16 protein-coding genes are annotated in these 20658 nt (G+C 71.4%); 15 read left to right on the top strand and 1 reads right to left on the bottom strand.

Annotated features, from left to right (window positions below; translation table 11 throughout):
- Window positions 1-309 precede the first annotated feature (309 nt).
- The 10 genes from IE272_RS18395 to IE272_RS18350 all read left to right on the top strand — a co-directional run bounded on the left by IE272_RS18395 (window position 310) and on the right by IE272_RS18350 (window position 10958).
- Complete coding sequence (locus tag IE272_RS18395) at window positions 310-1176, top strand: amino acid ABC transporter permease (RefSeq protein WP_056702969.1); 867 nt, start codon at window positions 310-312, stop codon at window positions 1174-1176.
- On the top strand, window positions 1173-3014 hold the full coding sequence (locus IE272_RS18390) for an FAD/NAD(P)-binding protein (protein ID WP_050362275.1): 1842 nt from the start codon (window positions 1173-1175) through the stop codon (window positions 3012-3014). Before IE272_RS18395 ends, IE272_RS18390 begins: the two co-directional genes overlap by 4 nt.
- A 57-nt stretch (window positions 3015-3071) precedes the next feature.
- A complete protein-coding gene (locus IE272_RS18385; protein WP_190007283.1) occupies window positions 3072-4037 on the top strand; it encodes an amino acid ABC transporter permease in 966 nt (321 codons plus the stop codon).
- Window positions 4038-4054: 17 nt separating this feature from the next.
- Window positions 4055-4807 carry an amino acid ABC transporter ATP-binding protein gene (locus tag IE272_RS18380; protein WP_007448626.1) on the top strand — a complete coding sequence of 251 codons (753 nt, stop codon included), beginning with the start codon at window positions 4055-4057 and terminating at the stop codon, window positions 4805-4807.
- A gap of 39 nt (window positions 4808-4846) precedes the next feature.
- Window positions 4847-5821, top strand: a complete 975-nt coding sequence (locus IE272_RS18375; protein WP_050362273.1) for an ABC transporter substrate-binding protein — start codon at window positions 4847-4849, stop codon at window positions 5819-5821.
- A gap of 109 nt (window positions 5822-5930) precedes the next feature.
- Complete coding sequence (locus tag IE272_RS18370; RefSeq protein WP_190007282.1) at window positions 5931-7007, top strand: LLM class flavin-dependent oxidoreductase; 1077 nt, start codon at window positions 5931-5933, stop codon at window positions 7005-7007.
- 14 nt (window positions 7008-7021) lie between these two features.
- Window positions 7022-8302, top strand: a complete 1281-nt coding sequence (locus tag IE272_RS18365; protein ID WP_190007305.1) for an NtaA/DmoA family FMN-dependent monooxygenase — start codon at window positions 7022-7024, stop codon at window positions 8300-8302.
- A 4-nt stretch (window positions 8303-8306) separates the two neighbouring features.
- Window positions 8307-9128 (top strand): DUF1684 domain-containing protein, encoded by an 822-nt coding sequence (locus IE272_RS18360; RefSeq protein ID WP_050359570.1) that lies wholly within the window; start codon window positions 8307-8309, stop codon window positions 9126-9128.
- A gap of 231 nt (window positions 9129-9359) precedes the next feature.
- Entirely contained in the window at window positions 9360-10259 is a 900-nt protein-coding gene (locus tag IE272_RS18355; protein WP_050359569.1) for a S1 family peptidase, read from the top strand.
- Between the two features lie 219 nt (window positions 10260-10478).
- Window positions 10479-10958: a hypothetical protein gene (locus IE272_RS18350; RefSeq protein ID WP_050359568.1), complete on the top strand. Its 480-nt coding sequence runs from the start codon at window positions 10479-10481 to the stop codon at window positions 10956-10958.
- 68 nt (window positions 10959-11026) lie between these two features.
- On the opposite strand, the gene IE272_RS18345 is transcribed toward IE272_RS18350, so the two are convergent.
- A complete protein-coding gene (locus IE272_RS18345) occupies window positions 11027-11953 on the bottom strand; it encodes a DUF4231 domain-containing protein (protein ID WP_050359567.1) in 927 nt (308 codons plus the stop codon).
- Window positions 11954-12223: 270 nt separating this feature from the next.
- On the opposite strand from IE272_RS18345, the gene IE272_RS18340 reads away from it, so the two are divergent.
- The 5 genes from IE272_RS18340 (at window position 12224) to fxsT (ending at window position 20640) form a co-directional block, all read left to right on the top strand.
- On the top strand, window positions 12224-12397 hold the full coding sequence (locus IE272_RS18340; protein ID WP_157875676.1) for a hypothetical protein: 174 nt from the start codon (window positions 12224-12226) through the stop codon (window positions 12395-12397).
- 313 nt (window positions 12398-12710) lie between these two features.
- Window positions 12711-12917: an FxSxx-COOH cyclophane-containing RiPP peptide gene (gene fxsA, locus IE272_RS18335; RefSeq protein ID WP_169808531.1), complete on the top strand. Its 207-nt coding sequence runs from the start codon at window positions 12711-12713 to the stop codon at window positions 12915-12917.
- 30 nt (window positions 12918-12947) lie between these two features.
- Window positions 12948-15293, top strand: coding sequence for a radical SAM/SPASM protein FxsBH, inactivated beta-hydroxylase extension form (gene fxsBH / locus IE272_RS18330; RefSeq protein WP_190007281.1), 2346 nt, complete (start codon window positions 12948-12950; stop codon window positions 15291-15293).
- A gap of 74 nt (window positions 15294-15367) precedes the next feature.
- The gene (fsxC, locus tag IE272_RS18325; RefSeq protein ID WP_157875677.1) at window positions 15368-16708 is read left to right on the top strand and encodes an FxsC protein; all 1341 of its coding nucleotides are present in this window, start codon (window positions 15368-15370) and stop codon (window positions 16706-16708) included.
- Window positions 16705-20640 carry an FxSxx-COOH system tetratricopeptide repeat protein gene (fxsT, locus tag IE272_RS18320; RefSeq protein WP_078961282.1) on the top strand — a complete coding sequence of 1312 codons (3936 nt, stop codon included), beginning with the start codon at window positions 16705-16707 and terminating at the stop codon, window positions 20638-20640. The genes fsxC and fxsT overlap by 4 nt, the downstream gene beginning before the upstream one ends.
- The last annotated feature ends 18 nt before the right edge of the window (window positions 20641-20658 follow it).

The raw sequence follows: 20658 nt of genomic DNA, 5'->3' as shown, positions 1-20658 counted from the left end.
AAGAGGCGTGAGCGGGAAGAACCGGACAGCAGAGGGTCAGCTCAACAGGAAGAGGACCACACGCGACCGAAGTCGATGTGGGAGCGGGTGACCAGCCACTGCTGCGGATGCATGGGCCAAGTGGAACAGGCATCCGAGTGCGCGTCAACCGAGGTGAGATGTACGGCTCACAGTGTGGACAGGCTTGACAACTCCCGCCGTACGCCGCTTATCTCGGAGACGGACCGGCGCTGAGGGGCCCGGCCCATGTGTGGTTTCCGGTGTGAAGGCACGCCCCGTGTTCGATCTGAGCATCCACGGAGCTCCCGCATGCCCCCGCAGACCGTCTCGCTGCCCCCTCCCTCCTCCCGGCCGCTCGTCAAGGACGATGCCGACACGGTGCCGCGTATCGTCCCCGTACGCCGAACAGGCCGCTGGGCAGCGGCTGTTGCCGTCCTCGTGCTGCTCGCGCTGGCGCTGAACTCGGTCATCCGCAACGACGCCTTCCAGTGGGACGTCGTGCTCTCCTACTTCGCCACCGTCCCCGTCCTGCGCGGACTCTGGCTCACCCTCTGGCTCACCGCGGTGGTCGTGGCGCTGGGCTTCGTGCTGGGAGCGGTGCTCGCGGTCCTGCGCCTCTCCGGCAACCCCGTACTCCAGGCCGTCGGCTGGGGGTACGTCTGGCTGTTCCGGTCCACCCCGATCCTGGTCCAGCTGCTGTTCTGGTTCAACATCGGCGCCCTGTACCCGCAGATCCTCGGCGTCTCCACCGTCAGCCTCCTCGGCCCGGTCACCATCGCCGTCATCGGGCTGACCCTGCACGAGGCCGCGTACGCCGCCGAGGTGGTGCGCGGCGGCATCCTCTCCGTCGAGCGCGGACAGGTGGAGGCCGCCCAGTCCCTCGGCCTCGGCCCCTGGCGGCGGTTCCGGCGCATCGTGCTGCCGCAGGCGATGCGGTCCATCGTGCCGCCGGCCGGGAACATGCTGATCGGCACGCTCAAGGGCACCTCCATCGTCAGCATCATCGCCGTGCAGGACCTGCTGTACTCCGTCCAGCTCGTCTACCACCGCACCTACGAGGTCATCCCGCTGCTGCTCGTCGCCACCGTCTGGTACGCGGTCGTCACCACGCTGCTGAGCATCGGCCAGCGCTATGTGGAGCGGTACTACGCCCGTGGCACAGCGGGTGCGCGATGACCTCCGCACCCAGCGTCGTGGTGATCGGCGGCGGCCCCCGGGGCACCGGAGTCATCGAGCGCATCGCCGCCAACGCCGTTGAGCTGTACGGGGATACGCGCCTGGACATCCACCTGGTCGACCCCTACCCGCCGGGCGGCGGACGGATCTGGCGCCCCGACCAGTCGCCGCTGCTGTGGATGAACTCCATGGCCGAGGACGTCACCATGTTCACCGACGAGACGGTGGATCTGGCCGGCCCCGTCGTGGCGGGCCCGGCCCTGGACGCCTGGGCCGAGGACGTCCGCGCGGGCCGTGTGGTCCCGGACGCGGATCCCGCCGTGCTCGCCGAGATACACGGCCTCGCCGGAGCGGACTTCCCCACCCGACGGCTCCAGAGCGCCTATCTGCGCTGGACCTACGACCGAGCCCTGGCCGCTCTGCCGCCCGGCATCACCGTGCACGAGCACCGCACCACCGCCCTCGCCGTCACCGGGCCGCGCGGCGGCCGCCAGCACGTCCGGCTCCAGGGCCGCACCGAACCCCTGTCCGCCGATCTCGTCGTCCTGACCGTGGGCCACCTCGACGCCGAGCGGGAGCCCGAGCAGGAGCGGCTGAGCGCCTTCGCCCGGCGGCACGACCTCGTCCATCTGCCCCCCGACTTCACCGCCGACAGCGACCTCGACGCCCTGCGCCCCGGGGAGCCGGTCATCGTCCGGGGCTTCGGGCTCGCCTTCATCGATCTGATGGTCCTGCTCACCGAAGGACGCGGCGGACGCCACGAGAACGGGGTCTACCTGCCGTCGGGCCGTGAACCCGTGCTGTACGTCGGATCGCGGCGCGGCGTCCCGTACCACGCGAAGATCGGCTACGGCTGGACCGGTGAACGACCGCCGCTGCCACAGCACTTGGGGCCGAAGTGGACCGAGGAGCTGCTGAGCCGGACCGGGCCGCCGGACTTCCGGCGCGATGTCTGGCCGGTGGTCGCGAAGGAGCTGGGCCACGCCCACTACCACCGGCTGTTCACCGCCCACCCCGAGCGCACCGCCCTGGCCCACGAGGTCTTCGCCGAGAAGTACGCCGCCGCCGACCCGGGCAGCCCCGAACTGGCCGGCATCGTTGCCGAGGCCGTGCCCGACCCCGCCGACCGGCTCGACCTCGACGCCCTCGACCGGCCCTTGGAAGGCGTCCGCCACGCATCGCCCGAGGCGCTCCAGGAAGCGCTGCGCGCCTACATCACCGATGACCTGACCCGCCGTCACGACCCGGCGCACAGCGAGGATCTCGCGGTCTTCCTCGGCCTGCTCTCCGCCTACGCCCAGCTCGTCCGGCTCGGCGACATCGGTGGCTGGTGGCACGGGTTCTTCAGCTACCTGGCCTCCGGCCCGCCGGGACCGCGCCTCCAACAGCTCCTGGCCCTCTCCCGGGCCGGCGTCGTCCGGTTCCTCGGCGCCGGTCTGACCGTGGAGACCGACGAGGAGCAGGGCCTCTACCGGGCCCGGAGCGCCACCGTCCCCGGCGCGTCCACCGAGGCCCGCGCGCTGGTCGAGGCCCGCCTCCCCGACCCCTCGCTCCAGCACACCGCGAGCCCCCTGCTGCGCTCCCTGCGCGACGACGGGGCCGCCGTCACCGACACCGGCCTGCTCTCCGTGGACCCGGCCGACGGCCGGGTGCTGGACCGCGCGGGCCGCCCGCACCCGCGCCGCTTCGCGCTGGGCCCGTTCACCACCGCCCGCAGCAGCGGCGCGTTCACCCGGCCCCGTACCGGCGGACCCGCCTTCCGGCAGAACGACGCCGCCGCACGCGCCGCGCTCACCTTCCTGCGCGACCTCTCCTGTCGCGGCCGGCTCGCCTCCTGACCGGCCGCCGGCCCCCGTTCCGTACCACCGCCTCCTCCGCGCCCAAGGACCCCTCCCATGTCGCTGACCAGCGATCCACCCATCGATCCACCCACCGAGCCGGCCACCGGTCCGCCCACCGGGCCGTCCACCGGGCCGTCCACCGATCCTCCCGTCGATCCGCCCGCCGCGAAGGCGGCCGGACCCGGCGCGGACCACGAGGCGCTGACCGTCGTGCCCGTACGCCACCCCTGGCGGTGGGTCGCCATCGCCGCGACGGCCGTCCTGCTGGCCCAGTTCCTCAACGGGCTGATCACCAACCCCGGCTGGGAATGGGACGTCTTCGCGCAGTTCTTCACCGCGCCGACGATCCTCAAGGCCGTCTGGATCACCCTCCAACTGACCTTCTACGGCACGGCGATCGGCTTCGCCCTCGGTGTCGTCCTGGCCTTCATGCGGCTGTCGGCGAGCGCCTTCCTGAGGACGGTCGCGTACGGCTACATCTGGGCGTTCCGCTCGATCCCGCTCATCGTGCAGCTGCTGTTCTGGTTCAACCTCGCCTATCTCTACAAGGAGTTGCAGTTCGGCATCCCCTTCGGTCCGGGCTTCTTCTCCTTCGACACGATGAACCTCGTCGGCGCGACGAGCGCGGCCGTCCTCGGTCTCGCCCTGCACCAGGCGGCGTACGCGGCGGAGATCGTGCGCGGAGGCGTACTGGCCGTCGACAGCGGCCAGTTGGAGGCGGCGTCCGCCCTCGGCATCCCACGGTTCCGGCAGCTGAGGCGGATCGTGCTCCCGCAGGCGATGCGCTCCATCCTGCCCAACGCCGCCAACGAGATCATCTCGCTGTTCAAGGGCACCTCGATCGTCTCCGTCATGGCGATCGGCGAACTCTTCTACCAGGTGCAGGTCGTCTACGGCCGCAACGGCCGGGTGGTGCCCCTGCTGATGGTCGCCACCGTCTGGTACATCCTGCTGACCACCGCGCTCTCCGTCCTCCAGCACTACGTCGAACGTCACTACGCCAAGGGGGCCGTGCGATGAGCGCACCCAGCGATGCCATGGTCGAGATCCGCTCCGTGCACAAGAGGTTCGGTTCCCTGGAGGTGCTGCGCGGGATCGACCTGTCGGTCCGGCCCGGCGAGGTGACCGTCGTCATCGGCCCCTCCGGATCCGGCAAGTCCACCCTGCTGCGCACCATCAACCACCTGGAGAAGGTCGACCGGGGCTGGATCAGCGTGGACGGCACCCTGGTCGGCTACCGCAGGGACGGGAACAAGCTCTACGAGCTGCGCGAACGCGAGGTGCTGCGGCAGCGCACCAAGATCGGCTTCGTCTTCCAGAACTTCAACCTCTTCCCGCACCTCACCGTCCTGGAGAACATCATCGAGGCGCCCGTCTCGGCGCTGCGCCGCCCCCGCAAGGAGGCCGTCGCGGCAGCGGAGAAGCTGCTCGACCGGGTCGGCCTGGCCGACAAGGCGGCGGCCTACCCCGGACAGCTCTCCGGCGGCCAGCAGCAGCGCGTCGCCATCGCCCGCGCCCTGGCCCTGGAACCCCGGCTGCTGCTCTTCGACGAGCCGACCTCCGCCCTCGACCCCGAACTCGTCGGCGAGGTCCTCGACGTCATCAAGGACCTGGCGCACGGCGGCACCACGATGATCGTCGTCACCCACGAGATCGGCTTCGCCCGCGAGGTCGCCGACACCGTCGTCTTCATGGACGAGGGCCGCATCGTCGAGCAGGGCCCGCCCGCCGACGTGCTCGACCGCCCCACCCAGGAGCGCACCCGCGCGTTCCTCTCCAAGGTCCTCTGAACCGCCCTCATGCACCGCCCCTACGCAAGGAGTACGTACGTGTCCGTCCGCCGCGGGACCACCCTCGCCCTCGCCCTTCTCACCGCCACCGGTCTGCTCACCGCCTGCGGCGCCTCCGACCCCTCCACCGACCTGGCCGCCCCGAAGGGCCAGAAGGACACCGGGGTCAACATCGGGCCCGACCAGGACCGCCTCAGAGGCAAGAAGGTCGCGGCCGCCGCCGACCTCGTACCGGAGGCGATCCGTGAGCGCGGCACGCTGAGGCTCGGGGCCAGTGCGGAGGCCGTGCCGCCGCTCGGCTTCTACGCGACCGACGACAGGACGCGGATCGGCTCCGAGATCGACATCGCCACGCTCGTCGCCGACACCCTCGGCCTGAAACCGGAGTTCGAGCAGGTCTCCTGGGAGAACCTCTTCGTCGGCCTGGACAGCTCCAAGTTCGACGGGGTCCTCTCCAACGTCACCGTGACCGAGGAGCGCAAGGAGAAGTACGACTTCGCGACCTATCGGCTCGACAACATCGCCTTCGAGGCCAAGAAGGGCTCCGGCTGGAAGGTGAAGGAACCCGCCGACGTCGCGGGGAAGACGATCTCGGTCTCCTCCGGCACCAACCAGGAGAAGATCCTCGTGGAGTGGAGCGAGAAGAACGTCGAGGCCGGGCGTGAGCCCGTGGACATCAAGTACTTCCAGAAGGACACCGACTACTACCTGGCCCTCCAGTCCGGCCGTATCGACGCCCACCTCGGCCCGAGTCCCGTCGCCGCGTACCACGTCGCCTCGGCCGGCCAGTCCGAGATCGTCGGCCAGCTCTCCGGAGCCGGCGGCGGCCTCCAGGGCAAGATCGCCGCCACCACGAAGAAGGGCAGCGGCCTGGTCGAGGCGTACGCCGCCGCGATCGACCACATCGTCCGGGACGGCTCGTACGGCAAGGTCCTGGAGCGCTGGGGACTCAGCGGCGAGGCCGTGGAGAAGTCGGAGATCAACCCGCCCGGCCTGCCGAAGGCGAAGAGCTGACGCGGCGGCCCACCGGGCCCGCCACCCCGGCCGCGCGCCCCGCCCGGCGCGCGGCCGGTGAGCGGCCGCCGCGCAGCCCCGACCGACCGCCGACCCGAGAGGTCCCCGCATGTCCGCACGTACATCCCTCCATCTGGCCGCCGAGATCGGCGGCCCGCCGCACTACGACGCCGGGCACTACCTCCGGCTCGCCCGGCTCGCCGAGGACGGCGCGCTCGACTACGTCACCCTCGGCGACTCGTTCGCCCGCCCCGGACTCGACGCGCTCGCCGTCCTCGCCCGCGTCGCGCCCGCCACCGACCGCATCGGCCTCGTCCCGACCGTCACCACCACCCACACCGAGCCCTTCCACGTCTCCTCGGCCGTCGCCACCCTGGACTGGGTGAGCCGGGGCCGCGCCGGCTGGAGCGCGGACGTCTCCACCACCGAGGCGGAGGCCCGGCTCTTCGGCAGACGCTCCGCCGCGCCGCCCGCCGCCCTGTGGCAGGAGGCCGGGGAAGTGGCCGACGTCTCCGGGCGGCTGTGGGACAGCTGGGAGGACGACGCCGAGATCCGGGACACGGCGACCGGCCGCTTCATCGACCGGGACAAGCTGCACTACGTCGACTTCCGCGGCTCGGCCTTCACCGTGAAGGGCCCCGCGATCGTGCCGCGCCCGCCGCAGGGCCGCCCCGTCACCGTCATCGACGCCACCACCGGCCCGGCCCGCGAGGCGGCCGCCCAGCACGCCGACGTCGTCCACATCCGGGCCACCACCCCCGAGCAGGCGGCCGCCGTCCGCGACGAGGTGCGGGCCAAGGCCGCCGCCCACGGGCGCGACCCCGGGACCCTGCGGGTCCTGGTCGCGCTGACCGTCGACCTCGGCGACATGGAGACCGCGCCGGAACCCGGTCTGGAGAGCGGACCGCAGCTCGCCGGGCGCGGCACCTACTTCCGGGGCGGCCCGGTCGACCTCGCCGACCTCATCGCCCAGTGGCACCGGGCCGGCGCGGCCGACGGCTTCCACCTCACGCCCATCACCCCCGAACGCGACCTCGAAAGGATCGTCAACGGCACCGTGGCCCTCCTCCAGCACCGCAGCCTCTTCCGTACCTTCCACCCCGGCGGCACCCTGCGCGAACACCTGGGGCTCGTGCGCCCCGCCAGCCGGTACGCCGCCGCCCGGACCACCGCGAAGGAGGTCTGACCGTGCCCCGTCCGATGCACCTCGCCGCCCACTTCCCCGGCGTCAACAACACCACCGTGTGGGCCGATCCCCGCTCCCGCAGCCAGATCGACTTCTCCTCCTTCGAGCTGCTGGCCCGGACGGCGGAGCGGGGGAAGTTCGACTTCTTCTTCCTCGCCGAAGGGCTGCGGCTGCGCGAGCACAACGGCCGTGTCCACGACCTCGACGTGGTCGGCCGGCCCGAGTCGCTGACCGTGCTGAACGCGCTGGCCGCCGTCACCGACCGGCTCGGCCTCGCCGCCACCGTCAACGCCACCTTCAACGAGCCCTACGAACTCGCCCGCCGGCTCGCCACCCTCGACCACCTCAGCGCGGGCCGCGCCGCCTGGAACGTGGTGACCTCCTCCGACGCCTTCACCGGGGAGAACTTCCGCCGGGGCGGCTATCTGGACCGGGCCGACCGGTACACCCGGGCCGCCGAGTTCGTCGCCACCGCCCGCGAGCTGTGGGACTCCTGGACGCCCGACGGCACGTCGCGGCCCTTCGCGCACGACGGGACGCAGTTCACGATCTCCGGAGAGTTCACCGTCCCGCGCTCGCCGCAGGGCCACCCGGTGGTCATCCAGGCCGGGGACTCCGACGAGGGGCGGGAGTTCGCCGCCTCCGCCGCCGACGTCATCTTCACCCGGCACGGCACCCTGGAGGCGGGCCGCGTCTTCTACGCCGACGTCAAGGCGCGGCTCGCGGCGTACGGCAGGGAGCCCGGCGACCTGAAGATCATGCCCGGCGTCACCGTGGTGACCGGCGACACCGACGCGGAGGCCCAGGAGCGCGCCGCCGGGATCCGCCGGCAGCAGGTCTCGCCGCAGAACGCGATCCTCACCGCCGAACAGATCTGGGGCACCGACCTCTCCGCGTACGACCCCGACGGACCGCTCCCGGACATCGACCCCGTCCCCGACTCCGAGATCACCCAGGGCCGGGTCCGGCACGGGGACCCCTTCGCGACCGTCGCCCGCTGGCGGGCGGTCTCCGAGGCCAAGGGGCTGTCCCTCCGGCAGACGGTCATCGAGACGACCACCCGGCAGTCGTTCATCGGCTCGCCCCGGACCGTCGCGGCGGAGCTGACCTCGTTCGTCGACGAACGGGCCGCCGACGGCTTCATCCTCGTCCCCCATCTCACCCCGAGCGGCCTGGACGACTTCGTCGACCGGGTCGTCCCGCTCCTCCAGGAGAGCGGAGCGTTCCGCTCCGAATACACCGGCTCCACGCTGCGGTCGCACCTCGGCCTGCCGGAGCCGGTATGGAAAGGTTGACCGCATGAGCACGGACGCACAGCAGCAGGAGCAGGGCGGCGGGCCGGACGCCGCACAGGACTGGCAGCGGTGGCACGAAGGGCGCGTCGTCGCCGTCGCCGCCCCGTACGGCCCTCTCTCCCTGACCGGAACCCACTGGCTCTCGGACTACCCGGAAGGGCGAATTCCGGCCGTCCCGGGGCACTGGCGCGAGAACGGCGACGAGGTGGTCCTCACGGCCGCCGCGGAGGACGGCATCGTCGTCGACGGCAAGCCGCTGACCGGCGAGGTCGTGCTCGGCGCGGACCGCGGGCCGATCGACGACTCCCGGGTGGCGCAGGGGGAGCGGCGGCTGGTGGTGCTCCGCCGCGAAGGACTGTGGGCGGTACGGGACTTCGACCCGGGATCACCGGCCCGGCACGCCTTCTCGACCATCGAGGCCACCCCGTACGACCCCCGCTGGACGCTGCCGGGGACCTTCCGTCGCTACGGCGGGGACCGGACCGTGCAGGTGGTCAACGCGGACGGGGTCGAGCGCGGTCTGGGGCTCGGCGGGGAGATCGTCTTCACGGTGGACGGCGACGAGCACACACTCCAGGTCGCGGTCGAGCCCGACGGGTCGCTGTGGGCCGTCTTCGCCGACGCGACCAGCGGAAACGGCAGCTACCGCTTCCGTTTCCTGCGGCCCGGCGCGCCCGCCGCCGACGGCAGCGTGAGCATCGACTTCAACCGCGCGCTGCTGCCGCCGTGCGCCTTCGCCGATCACTTCATCTGCCCCTTCCCGCCCCCGGGCAACACGCTCTCCGCGGCGGTCCCGGCGGGGGAGCGGAACCGGATCGACGCCTGACCCGCGAGAGGGCCCCTCCGGCCCCGGCAGCCCCACGGCTCCCGGGGCCGGAGACGTAGGTGACCCGTGTGGCCGAAAGGCATTCTTGCGTCCCCTGTCCGGCCCCCTCGATACTCCGGTCAGCGATTGTCAGGGGCACGGCAACTCCGGAATCCGGACAGGCCCCCGACTGCGCCTCACGGGCCCACCACCCCACAGGAGGGCCCCCGATTCCCCTCGGAGGAACCCGACGTGAGGATCAAGCGCACCAGCAACCGCTCGAACGCGGCGAGACGCGTTCGTACCACGGCCGTACTCGCGGGGCTCGCCGCCGTCGCGGCGATGGCCATCCCCACCGCGAACGCCGAAACCCCCCGGACGTTCAGCGCCAACCAGCTGACCGCGGCGAGCGACGCCGTGCTCGGCGCCGACATCGCGGGCACCGCCTGGAACATCGACCCGCAGTCCAAGCGCCTCGTCGTCACCGTCGACAGCACGGTCTCGAAGGCGGAGATCAACCGGATCAAGAAGTCGGCGGGCGCCAACGCCGACGCGCTGCGCATCGAGCGCACCCCCGGGAAGTTCACCAAGCTGATCTCCGGCGGCGACGCGATCTACTCCAGCACCGGACGCTGCTCCCTCGGCTTCAACGTCCGCAGCGGCAGCACCTACTACTTCCTGACCGCCGGCCACTGCACGGACGGCGCGACCACCTGGTGGTCGAACTCGGCCCGCACCACCGTGCTCGGCACGACCTCCGGGTCGAGCTTCCCGAACAACGACTACGGCATCGTGCGCTACACCAACACCACCATCCCCAAGGACGGCACGGTCGGCGGCCAGGACATCACCAGCGCCGCCAACGCCACCAACGGCATGGCCGTCACCCGCCGCGGCTCCACCACCGGCACCCACAGCGGTTCGGTCACCGGACTCAACGCCACCGTCAACTACGGGGGCGGCGACGTCGTCTACGGCATGATCCGCACCAACGTGTGCGCCGAGCCCGGCGACTCCGGCGGCCCGCTCTACTCCGGCACCCGGGCGATCGGTCTCACCTCCGGCGGCAGCGGCAACTGCTCCTCCGGCGGAACGACCTTCTTCCAGCCGGTCACCGAGGCGCTGAGCGCGTACGGCGTCAGCGTGTACTGACCCGTCGGCGGGTCCTGACCGGTACCGCCCCGGCCAGGTACGGAGCTGTCCGTACATACGTGCCCCCGTCCGGAATTCCGGACGGGGGCTCCCGCTCGCCGGGGAGCTCTTGAGAGGATGTCGCCACGACGGGTCGCCGCTACGGGGCGACGGGGGGCGGGGCGACGGGGCGGGCGAGCCCCCGGCCGCGCTCCGCTGGCATCAGGGGGTAGCAGGTCCGTGAATCGCATCGGAGTGACCGGTCACCGCTCCATCCCCGCCGAGGCCGAGGCCCATGTGCTCGCGGGTCTGCGGGCCGCGCTCTGCGGCCTCGACGGCGCGACGCACGCGCTCTCCAGCCTGGCGGTCGGCGCCGACCAGCTCTTCGCCGACCTCGCTCTCGCCTGCGGGGCGGAACTGACCGCCGTGATCCCCAGCGGCGACTACGAGGCCTGTTTCGAGAACGACGTCGACCTCGCCCGCTACCGGATGCTCAAAGCGCGCGCGGCGCAGGAGGTCCGGCTCGACTTCCCGCACTCCACCGACGAGGCGTACTACGCGGCGGGCGCCTACATCGCCGACCACTGCGACCGGCTGCTCGCGGTCTGGGACGGCCTCCCGGCCCGGGGCCTCGGCGGCACGGGCGACATCGTGACGTACGCCCGCGCTCTGGGCCGCCCCGTCACCGTGATCTGGCGCGACGGGGTGCTGCGCGGCTGACCGGCGGACGCCCGCCGAACAGGCCGTACGGGAACGGGGCTTCCGGCCCCGCACGCCCTCCCCGGAGCTCACACGCGGTGCCTGACCAGCCAGTCGGTGTGCTCGGGCGACACGATCCGCTCGGTCTCGAACACCGCCGCCGGCCAGTGCCGCTCGGTGAGGGTGGTCTCCATGGCGGCCTGCATCGACTCCAGGTCCTTCTCCACCAGCGAGTGCGCCGAGATCAGCGGATGGTGCCGGCGCATCTCGTTCCAGGCGAGACAGGCCGCCGCCGCCGCGGAGAACGCCCCCGTCAGGCCGACCGAGCGCCCCACCCCGAAGGCCTGGAACGCGCTCAGTGCCAGCGCCGGGAGCGTCAGCGCGACAATGGCGCCCGACCACAGGAGCGCCCCGCGCCGGGAGGCCTGCTGACGTCTGCGGTACCAGCGCCGCTGTTCGATGAGCCGGTCCCGTACATATGTTTCCTTGCGGACCGTGTAGGCCTTGTTCCGTAACGCGCGCATGGACTCCGTAATGAGGCCGCCGGAATCCGGCAGTTCCTCGCGCGGGTCGGCCCAGCCCACTTTCCGCAGCTCCTGGAGGCCGTCCTCCAGACGATTGGCGAACAGTGCCTCCGGATGCTCGGACGTGCTGTCGAACGGCGCGCCGTGGACCGCGTAGCGCCAGCAGTTGGACTTGATGAACTCGGCTGCGGAGCGGTTCAGTTGCCAGTGCGACTTTGCTTTGCGGTGGGAGGCGAGGAAGGTCGCGAAGAGCACGCCCAGGTAGGCCAGCACCGCGCCGCCGTACAGCGCCCGGGCCGCCGGGCCGTCCTCGGCGTGCCAGGGCAGCGCCGCGGGCACCGTGCCGGCCACGAGCAGCGCGAGCTGCACCCGGGTGGTGTTCACGGCCTCGCGCTGGCGGGCCACGGCGACCGCGTCCGTGTGGTGGAACAGCGCCGGCAGGTCATCGTTCCTGAAGACCATGGATCTCAGCGGCTCAGGCAACGCCGTCATGGACGCCTCCGTCTGCAGTTGTCGTATGACCCGGCCGGTCGTGACGCCTGCCCCGCCCGGGGCCACGAGAGTAGGGGGGAGCGCCGGACGCGGCAAGACCGTCCCGGCTCCTCGGGCGGTCGCCACGACAGGGTTCGGCCACTTCCGCGCGGGCGTCCTTCCTCGTATCGCGACGCTGTGGCAAGGTTGTTCAACTGGGTTGAACCAGAAGTGAGTTGCTGCCCCCTGCGGTGGGCGCGACCACCTCCGCGCGGGGAGGGGCCATCGAGAGTGACCGGGACGGCGGGCGTGCTCCCGCCGCGGTGCGCCGAGCGGGTCGACGCACCGCGCGCCCGGGCGCGGGTCACGGGCGCCGCGGGCGAGGGCCACGACCCCGTCCCGGACCGCGTGCGCGTCGCCCGGGCGGAACACGGCCTCCCTGGCGAGGAGCTGGTGAACGGGTGAACCGCTGTCCCGCCGGAGCCTCCCGGCGTCCGCCGCCCGGGACCCGCGCGGTGCGCGCGCCCGGCACCTGTGCGAGCGGTCTCGCCGACGGCGGGAAGCCTCTCACCTGCGCGTGCCGGCGGCGGTGGGGGCGGCCCCCGGGCCCGTCGGTTCCGCCGCCCGCGCCCCGCTCACCCGAGCGGCCGAACGGAAGGCGTGTTTCGACTTTCGAAACCAGGTGTGAAGGCTGCTCCGCCGGCATGTGGAAGGGCCTCCGCGGTAGTAAAGTGCGCGTGCCGGGACGTGTGATGACACGGAATCCGGCAGCGTTTCAATGTCCGGAAACAGACCCCTTCAGGATCCCCCTAGGACGGCCGTGAAGACCTACGGAACCACCCCCGCCTTCGCCTCTGCGAAGACTCGCGCGACCCTCTCGGCGACCGACGTTCGCAGCGCCGAGGCCGCCAGGAAGATCAACCGCGTATGCGGTGCGACAACGGCCAGGTCCACCCGGATCTCCACGTTCAATTCGGCTCTCTGAGTCGACGTCAGAAGCGGCTAGAATGAGGGAATGACAGGACCCCTGGTCCCCTTCCGCGAATTCGTGCTGAAAGTGCACAGCAGGTGCGACCTGGCCTGTGATCATTGTTATGTCTATGAACATGCCGACCAGAGCTGGCTGACACGCCCCAAGACCATCTCTGACGAGGCGATTTCCTGGACTGCCCGGCGCCTGGCCGAGCATGCGACGACTCATGCGCTTCCCTCCCTCACAGTGATCCTGCACGGTGGGGAACCGCTCCTGGCGGGGCCCGCGCGACTGCGACGGGTCTGCGAGGAGCTCGGCTCGGCCCTGAACGGCATCGCTGAGCTGGACCTCAGGATCCACACCAACGGCGTCCAGCTCAGCCCCCGTTATCTCGACCTCTTCGACGAGTTCCACGTCCGCGTCGGGATCTCGCTCGACGGCGATCGCGCGGCCAACGACCGCCACCGCCTCTTCGCCAACGGACGCAGCAGCCACCCGATGGTGATGCGAGCGGTCGAACTGCTCCGCGAGGAGCGCTACCGCCATCTGGACCTCGGCCTGCTGTGCACGGTCGACATCCACAACGATCCGGTGGCCGTGCACGACGCCCTCGCCGGACTCGAACCCCCGCTCGTCGACTTCCTGCTGCCGCACGCCACCTGGGACGACCCGCCCCCTCGGCCGGACGGATCGCCCACCGCGTACGCCGACTGGCTCCTGACGGTCTTCGACCGCTGGACGGAGCAGGGCCGCCCCATGCCCGTCCGGATGTTCGCCTCCGTGCTCTCCAGCCTGAACGGCGGCCCCAGCCTCACCGAGTCCCTCGGCCTGGCCCCCACCGACCTCGTCGTCATCGAGACCGACGGGCAGCTGGAACAGGTCGACTCGCTCAAGAGCGCCTACGAGGGCGCCGCCGCCACCGGGTTCGACGTCTTCCACAACACCTTCGACGAGGTCGCGGCCCACCCCGGCGTCCGGGCGCGGCAGCTCGGTCTGGCCGGAGTCAGCGAGACCTGCCGTCGGTGCCCGGTCGTGCGCTCGTGCGGCGGCGGGCTCTACACCCACCGCTACCGCTCCGACAGCGGCCCCGACAGCGTCGCCGGCAGCGGCTTCGACAACCCGTCGGTCTACTGCGCCGACCTGGCCGCCCTGATCCGGGGTATCGAGGAGCGTACGGCCGCGGCCACCGAGTCGCCCGCCGTCCGGGCGCCGGACGAACTGCTCGCCGCCCACCAGGACCTGACCCGTACCCTGCTCGCCGTTCTCCACGACACCCTCGACGGGCGGGGCGGAGCCCTCTGGGACGACGCCTGGCGGCTCGCGGCGACAGTGGAGGCGGACACCCCGGGCGCCGAGGCGCTCGACACGGTGCTCGCCCACCCCTACACCCGCACCTGGCTGGTCGACGCCCTGGCGGACGTCGACGCGGGCCGCGGCCTGACGGGGCCCGCCGCCGAACGGCTCGGCGCCACCGTGGCCGCCGCCGCCGTCCGCGCCGGACTCGACCTGCCCGTGCCGGTGGCGTACCGGGACGGAGGCCTGTATCTGCCCACCCTCGGCACCGTGCTCCTCGGTGGCCCGGGGGAGCGGGGAACGGCCGTGGTGCGCGCCACGGGCGACGGATTCCTCGTCCGGCGGCCGGAGGACGCGCCCGGCACGGAGCTGCGCATCGCCCCCGATGAGCCCGAGGGCCCGCACTGGCTGCCCGTACACGTCCTGCGCCGGGCGCCCGCCCCCGTACTCCTGCTGGACGACCTCGACCCCCTCCGCGACTGCTTCGACGCCCCCGCGACCGACCGTCTGGAAGCGGAGGAGGCCGACGCCTGGGCGCACCGGGTCGGCGAAGCCTGGTCGCTGCTGGCCGACGCCGTACCCGGCCAGGCGGCCGAGGCGGCCCTGACGCTGACCACGCTGACCCCGCTGTTCACCGGTGACGCCGAGCCGGGGCGCCACGGGCCCGGAGCGCTCGGCGTCGGGCCGTCGGCCGAGGCGAACGAGCTGGCCCTCGGCCTGCTGAGCGGATTCCGCCGGGCGAAACTGCGGGCGCTCGGTGAAGTGACGGATCTTTACGCCTTGGACGGTACCTGGGAACATCGGACGCCTTGGGGGAACGAACACGTGACGTTCTCCCGACTGCTGGCCGAGACATTCGAACGGGCGGGGCTCGGGCTTTACGATCCGCGCTTCCTCACGGGTGTTCCGGAAGCTCTCGACAAGATCGAAAACGCGGCGGAGGTGACGGTCGACGGTAAACAGCTGATCTCCGCTGTCCGCAAGGAGATCAGCGGAACACGGAGTGCGGCCGAGAAGAATCGCGGCAGGAGCTTCCCGTCGTCCGGTCGGCAGGTGAACGTCCTGGAATCTGACCAAAAAGCGACGTTCGAATGACCGAACGGCAGGGGGGTGGAAAGAGGTCCGCTCCGGAATGATGAGTTCGCTTCCACTCCCTTCCTCCTTCCGGGATGCGAGTGCTCACACAGGACGGGGGTCGTGTGCACGCATCGACGCAACAGCGAGCGGTGGGCCATCGGCCGTATTTCTTTCTGAGTTACGCCCACACGCCGGGGTACGGCGGCGGCACGGACCCCGATATGTGGGTCGAGCGGCTTTTCCAGGATCTCTGCGGTCATGTGATGGCCATGACCGACTTACCCGCGGGCGCGCCCGCGGGCTTCATGGACCGGGAGATACGTTCCGGAGAGGGCTGGTCGGAACGGCTCGGCGACGTCCTCGCCACCTGCCGCGTCTTCGTCCCGCTCTTCTCACCGCGCTACTTCGCCAGCGAGATGTGCGGGAAGGAGTGGTACGCCTTCGAACAGCGGGCCATCCACCACCGCGCCCGCTCCAACCAGCCCGCCGAGGCCATCGTCCCGGCACTCTGGGTACCGGTGCCGCCGAGCCAACTGCCCGGCTCCGCCGAACGGTTGCAGTTCAACCACCGTGATTTCGGGGAACGGTACGTCAGCGACGGCCTCTACGGTCTGATCAAGCTCAGACTCTTCGCCGAGGAATACGAACGGGCCGTCTACGAACTGGCCAAACGCATCGTCAGCGTCGCCGACTCGGTCCGCATCGACACCGGCCGCCCCGTCGACTACCGCCTCGCGCCCAGCGCCTTCGGCTCCCCCAGCAGCGGAGTCGGCGCCCCCCGGCCGATGCAGATCACCATCGCGGCGCCCACCCGCCACGATCTGCCCGAGGGCCGCAACAGCGACCACTACGGCGATCACCCCCAGGACTGGAACCCCTACTACCCGGCCGCCGCCCGCCCCCTGGCATATGTGGCGGAGGAACTGGTCCGCTCGCTCAACTACCAGGCCGTCATCAGCTCGTTCGACGAGGACCGGCACGACGGCAAGGCCCCGCCCAGCACCCCCGAGATCCTGCTCGTCGACCGCTGGGCCCTCAGGGACGAGGACCACCGCCGCAGGCTCGCCGCCTTCGACGCCGAGAACCGTCCCTGGGTGACCATGGTCGTGCCCTGGAGCCGTGACGACCACCAGAGCAGAGCGGCGGAGAGCGAGCTCATCGAGCAGCTCGAAGCGACCATGCCGATCAAGATGGGCCAGGGCCGGGCCCTCTGCCGGGCCGCGGCGAAGGGAGTGCCCACCATGGAGGCGTTCGGCCAACTCCTGCCCCAGGTGGTCGAAGTGGCCGCCCAGCAGTACCTCAAGCACGCGAAGGCCTACCCTCCCGGCTCCGGCGGCGGCTCCGGCGAGCGGACCCGGCTCACCGGTCCCATGGGCAGTACGAGCTACATCCCCGACCCGCACGACCCTGCGACGGAAGCGGAGGACCTATGAGTGCCGGTCGTGACGGGCGCATCGTCACCTTCTACTCGTACAAGGGCGGTACCGGGCGCACCATGGCGCTCGCCAACACCGCCTGGATCCTCGCGGCCAACGGCAAGCGGGTGCTGGCCGTCGACTGGGACCTGGAGGCCCCCGGGCTGCACCGGTTCTTCCACCCCTTCCTCGACCCGGCCACCCTCGGCGCCACCACCGGCGTGATCGACCTGATCACCGAGTACGCGTGGGCCGCGACCAGCCCCGCCCAGCGCGCCGAGGACTGGCACCGCGACTACGCCCGCATCCAGCCGCACGCCGTGTCGTTGACCCCGGAGTCGCTCGGCTGGGAGTTCCCGCAGGGCGGCACGCTCGACTTCGTCTCCGCCGGACGGCAGAACCGCGAATACTCCGCGACCGTCTCCACCTTCGACTGGGACAACTTCTACGACCGGTTCGGCGGCGGCCACTTCTTCGACGCGCTGCGCGACGACATGAAGGCCAACTACGACTACATCCTCATCGACAGCCGGACCGGCCTCAGCGACATCGCCGACATCTGCACCGTCCACCTCCCGGACGTGCTCGTCGACTGCTTCACCCTCAGCGACCAGTCCATCGACGGCGCGGCCTCCGTCGCCCGCCAGATCGCCGAGCGCAACACCGGCCGGCCCATCGCCCTCTACCCCGTCCCGATGCGCATCGACGAGGGCGAGAAGGAGAAGGCGGACGCCGGCCGGGCACTGGCCCGGCTCAAGTTCGACCGGCTGCCGCGCGACCTGTCCGGCGACGAACTCACCGCCTACTGGGGCGCGGTGGAGATCCCCTACCGGCCCTACTACGCCTACGAGGAGACGCTCGCCACCTTCGGTGACGAGGCCGGGCTCACCAACTCGCTGCTCTCCGCCTTCGAACGGCTCGTCGCGGTCATCACCGACCGGGAGATCACCTCGATGCCCCCGATCGGCGAGGAGGTCCGCCTGCGGATCCGCGACGCCTTCACCCGGCGCCGGCCCGCGCTGCCCGCCGATCTCTTCCTCAGCTACGTGGCGGAGAACCGGATGTGGGCCGACTGGCTCGAATCGATTCTCACCCGGGCCGGCTTCCGGGTGGTCCCGCGCGACGTCTCCGCCGAACGCCCCCCGGAGGAGGCGGCCGACACCGCCCCGGAGAACGCCGCCCGCACCGTCGTGCTGCTCTCCAGCGCCTATCTGAAGTCCCAGCGCGCGGTCGAGCTGTGGGAACGGACCGCCGCCGAGGCCGTCGGCAGCGGCCGCCGCCGACTGGTCCCCCTGCGGGTCGGGGACGTACGCCTGAGCGCCCCGTACATCGACCGCAACCCGGTCGACCTCTTCCGGCTGGACGAGGTGCACGCCACCACCGCCGTGATGCGGGCCCTGGACCGCCCGGTGCAGGTGACGGACGGGGTCTCGCCCGGGCCCCGCTTCCCCGGCACCGTGCCGAGGATCTGGAACGCGCCGCCCCGCAACCCCGGCTTCACCGGCCGCTCGCTCGTCCTGGAGCGGATGCGCGACCAGCTCGGCGGCGGCCTGGCCGTCGTCCTGCCGCAGCCGCAGACCCTGTACGGACTCGGCGGCGTCGGCAAGACCCAGGTGGCCCTGGAGTACGTGCACCGCTTCATGGCCGACTACGACCTGGTGTGGTGGATATCGTCCGAGCAGCCCGACGACGTGGTCGCCTCGCTCGCCGAACTCGCCGTCCGGCTCGGCGCCCAGGGAGGCGACGACATGGCCGCCGCCTCCCAGGAGGCCGTCGACCTGCTGCGGCGCGGCGTGCCCTCGGACCGCTGGCTGCTGGTCTTCGACAACGCGGACGATCCCGAGCAGCTGCGCCGCTACTTCCCGCAGGGCGGCTCCGGCCACATCCTGGTGACCTCCCGCAACCAGAGTTGGTCCCAGCACGGCGACGCGCTGCCCGTGGACGTCTTCCTGCGCGAGGAGTCGATCGAGCACCTCCAGCGCCGGGCCCCGGGACTCAGCGACGAGGACGCCGACCAGGTGGCGACCGCCGTGGGCGACCTGCCGCTCGCCGTGGAACAGGCGGCCGCCTGGATCGCGGAGACCGCCACGCCCATCGACGCCTATCTCGAACAGCTCGCCCAGCAGGCTCCCCAGGTCCTCGGGCTCAACCAGCCGGCCGGCTACCCGGAACCGGTCGCGGCGACCTGGAACATCTCCATCGCCCGGCTCAAGGAGCGCTCGCCCGCAGCGGTGCGGCTGCTCCAGCTCTGCGCCTTCTTCGCCCCGGAACCGATCTCCGCGAACCTCCTCTACAGCAAGGAGATGATCGACGCGCTGAAGCCGTACGACTCCTCGCTCCAGGAGAAGCTGGTGCTGGGCCGGGTCATCCGGGAGATCGGCCGGTTCGCCCTCGCCAAGGTCGACCAGGTCTCCAACTCCATCCAGGTCCACCGCCTCGTCCAGGCCGTGATCAAGGCGCAGCTCAGCGACGAGGAGCAGCGCGAGGCCCGGCACGTCGTCCACCGCATCCTCGCCGGCGCCCGGCCCGACGACGACGAGCCGATCGACAACCCGGAGACCTGGCCGCGCTTCGCGACGATCTGGCCGCACCTCGGCCCCTCCGACGCCCGCAACTGCAAGGAGCCGGAGACCCGCAGGCTCTTGATCGACCGGGTCCGCTACCTCTGGAAGCGCGGAGACGTCAGGACCGCGGGAGCCCTGGGCGACGAGCTGAGGGACATCTGGAAGGAGAAGCTGGGGGAGCGGGACCTGCAGTACCTCTACCTCTGCTTCCACCTCTCCAACATCCTGCGCACCCGCGGGCGTTACGTGGAGGCGAAGGAGCTGGACGAGTTCACCCTGGAACGGCAGCGGGCGGTCCTGGGTCCCGAGCACCCGCACACGTACATGACCACCAGCAGCCTGGCCATCGACCTCGGTCTGCTGGGGGACTACGCCCGGGCTATCGAGATGGCGACCGAGGCCCACGAGGGGTTCGGGCAGATCTTCCACGACTCCCACCCCCGGACCCTGGCCGCCGCCAACAACCTGGCCCTGAACCTGCGCAGCGTCGGCCAGTACGCCCGTGCCCGGGAGATCGACCAGGACGTCTACGACCTCCGTTCCCAGGTGCTCGGACCGAAGCACCCCTACAGCCTGTCCTCCGCCATGAACCTCGCCCGTGACCTGCGGGAGGTCGGACGGTACGAGGACTCGGTGGGGCTGCTCAGCACGACGTACAACAGCTCGAAGGAGACGCTGGGCCGCAGTTTCCCGGCCACGCTGAGCGCCGCCAAGAGCCTTGCGGTGTCGCTGCGCAGGGCAGGGCGGCTGGAGGACGCCCGCCGTCTCACGGTGGCGACCCGAGCCCGCTACCGGGCGAAGTACACCATCGCCAACCCCGAGTCGCTGGCCTGCGACCTCAACCTCGCCGCGGACCTGTTCGCGGCGGGCGAGAACGCCGAGGCGAGGGACACCGCGCAGGAGGTCGTCGACCAGTTCATGAAGGTGCCGGGGGAGAAGCACCCGTACACCCTGGCGGCGCAGAACAACCTCGGCGTCTACCTGACGGGAACCGGGGAGCCGGAAGCGGCGGAGCGCGTGCTGAAGCTGGTCGTCGCGTCCATGCGGGAGACGTTCGGCCGGGATCACCCGAACACCTTGTTCTGTGTGATGAACCTGGCCAGCGCCACGGCGGACCGAGGTGAGCTGGCCATCGTGCTGGAGACCGAGCAGCGACTGTCCGGGCAGCTGCGGGAGGCGCTGGGTTCGCACCATCCGGAGACCCTGGCCATGACCTCGAACATGGCGGTCACGCTCGGCGCCATGGGGCGGGACGACGAAGCCGTGCAGTTGCGGGCGGACATCGTCCCCGAGCTGTCGCGCCAGCTCGGCGACGACCATCCGCTGGTCCGGATCGCCCGGACCGAGGAGCGGTTCAGGCGGGAGCTGGAACCGATGTCGGTGTGACCGTCCGGCCGGGAGGGC

It is taken from the genome of Streptomyces anulatus (assembly GCF_014650675.1).
In the GTDB taxonomy this organism is placed as follows: domain Bacteria; phylum Actinomycetota; class Actinomycetes; order Streptomycetales; family Streptomycetaceae; genus Streptomyces; species Streptomyces anulatus.
Note: the sequence above shows the minus strand (reverse complement) of the source record. Positions and strands in the feature narration are given on the sequence as shown.

Excerpts from the sequence above, each read along its gene's own strand:
- IE272_RS18380 (WP_007448626.1), top strand. The coding sequence starts at position 4,055 with ATGGTCGAGATCCGCTCCGTGCACAAGAGGTTCGGTTCCCTGGAGGTG.
- IE272_RS18370 (WP_190007282.1), top strand. The coding sequence starts at position 5,931 with ATGTCCGCACGTACATCCCTCCATCTGGCCGCCGAGATCGGCGGCCCG.
- IE272_RS18360 (WP_050359570.1), top strand. The coding sequence starts at position 8,307 with ATGAGCACGGACGCACAGCAGCAGGAGCAGGGCGGCGGGCCGGACGCC.
- fxsBH (WP_190007281.1), top strand. The coding sequence starts at position 12,948 with ATGACAGGACCCCTGGTCCCCTTCCGCGAATTCGTGCTGAAAGTGCAC.
- IE272_RS18390 (WP_050362275.1), top strand. The coding sequence starts at position 1,173 with ATGACCTCCGCACCCAGCGTCGTGGTGATCGGCGGCGGCCCCCGGGGC.
- IE272_RS18385 (WP_190007283.1), top strand. The coding sequence starts at position 3,072 with ATGTCGCTGACCAGCGATCCACCCATCGATCCACCCACCGAGCCGGCC.
- IE272_RS18395 (WP_056702969.1), top strand. The coding sequence starts at position 310 with ATGCCCCCGCAGACCGTCTCGCTGCCCCCTCCCTCCTCCCGGCCGCTC.
- fxsT (WP_078961282.1), top strand. The coding sequence starts at position 16,705 with ATGAGTGCCGGTCGTGACGGGCGCATCGTCACCTTCTACTCGTACAAG.
- IE272_RS18345 (WP_050359567.1), bottom strand. The coding sequence starts at position 11,953 with ATGACGGCGTTGCCTGAGCCGCTGAGATCCATGGTCTTCAGGAACGAT.
- fxsA (WP_169808531.1), top strand. The coding sequence starts at position 12,711 with ATGTCCGGAAACAGACCCCTTCAGGATCCCCCTAGGACGGCCGTGAAG.
- fsxC (WP_157875677.1), top strand. The coding sequence starts at position 15,368 with ATGCGAGTGCTCACACAGGACGGGGGTCGTGTGCACGCATCGACGCAA.
- IE272_RS18365 (WP_190007305.1), top strand. The coding sequence starts at position 7,022 with ATGCACCTCGCCGCCCACTTCCCCGGCGTCAACAACACCACCGTGTGG.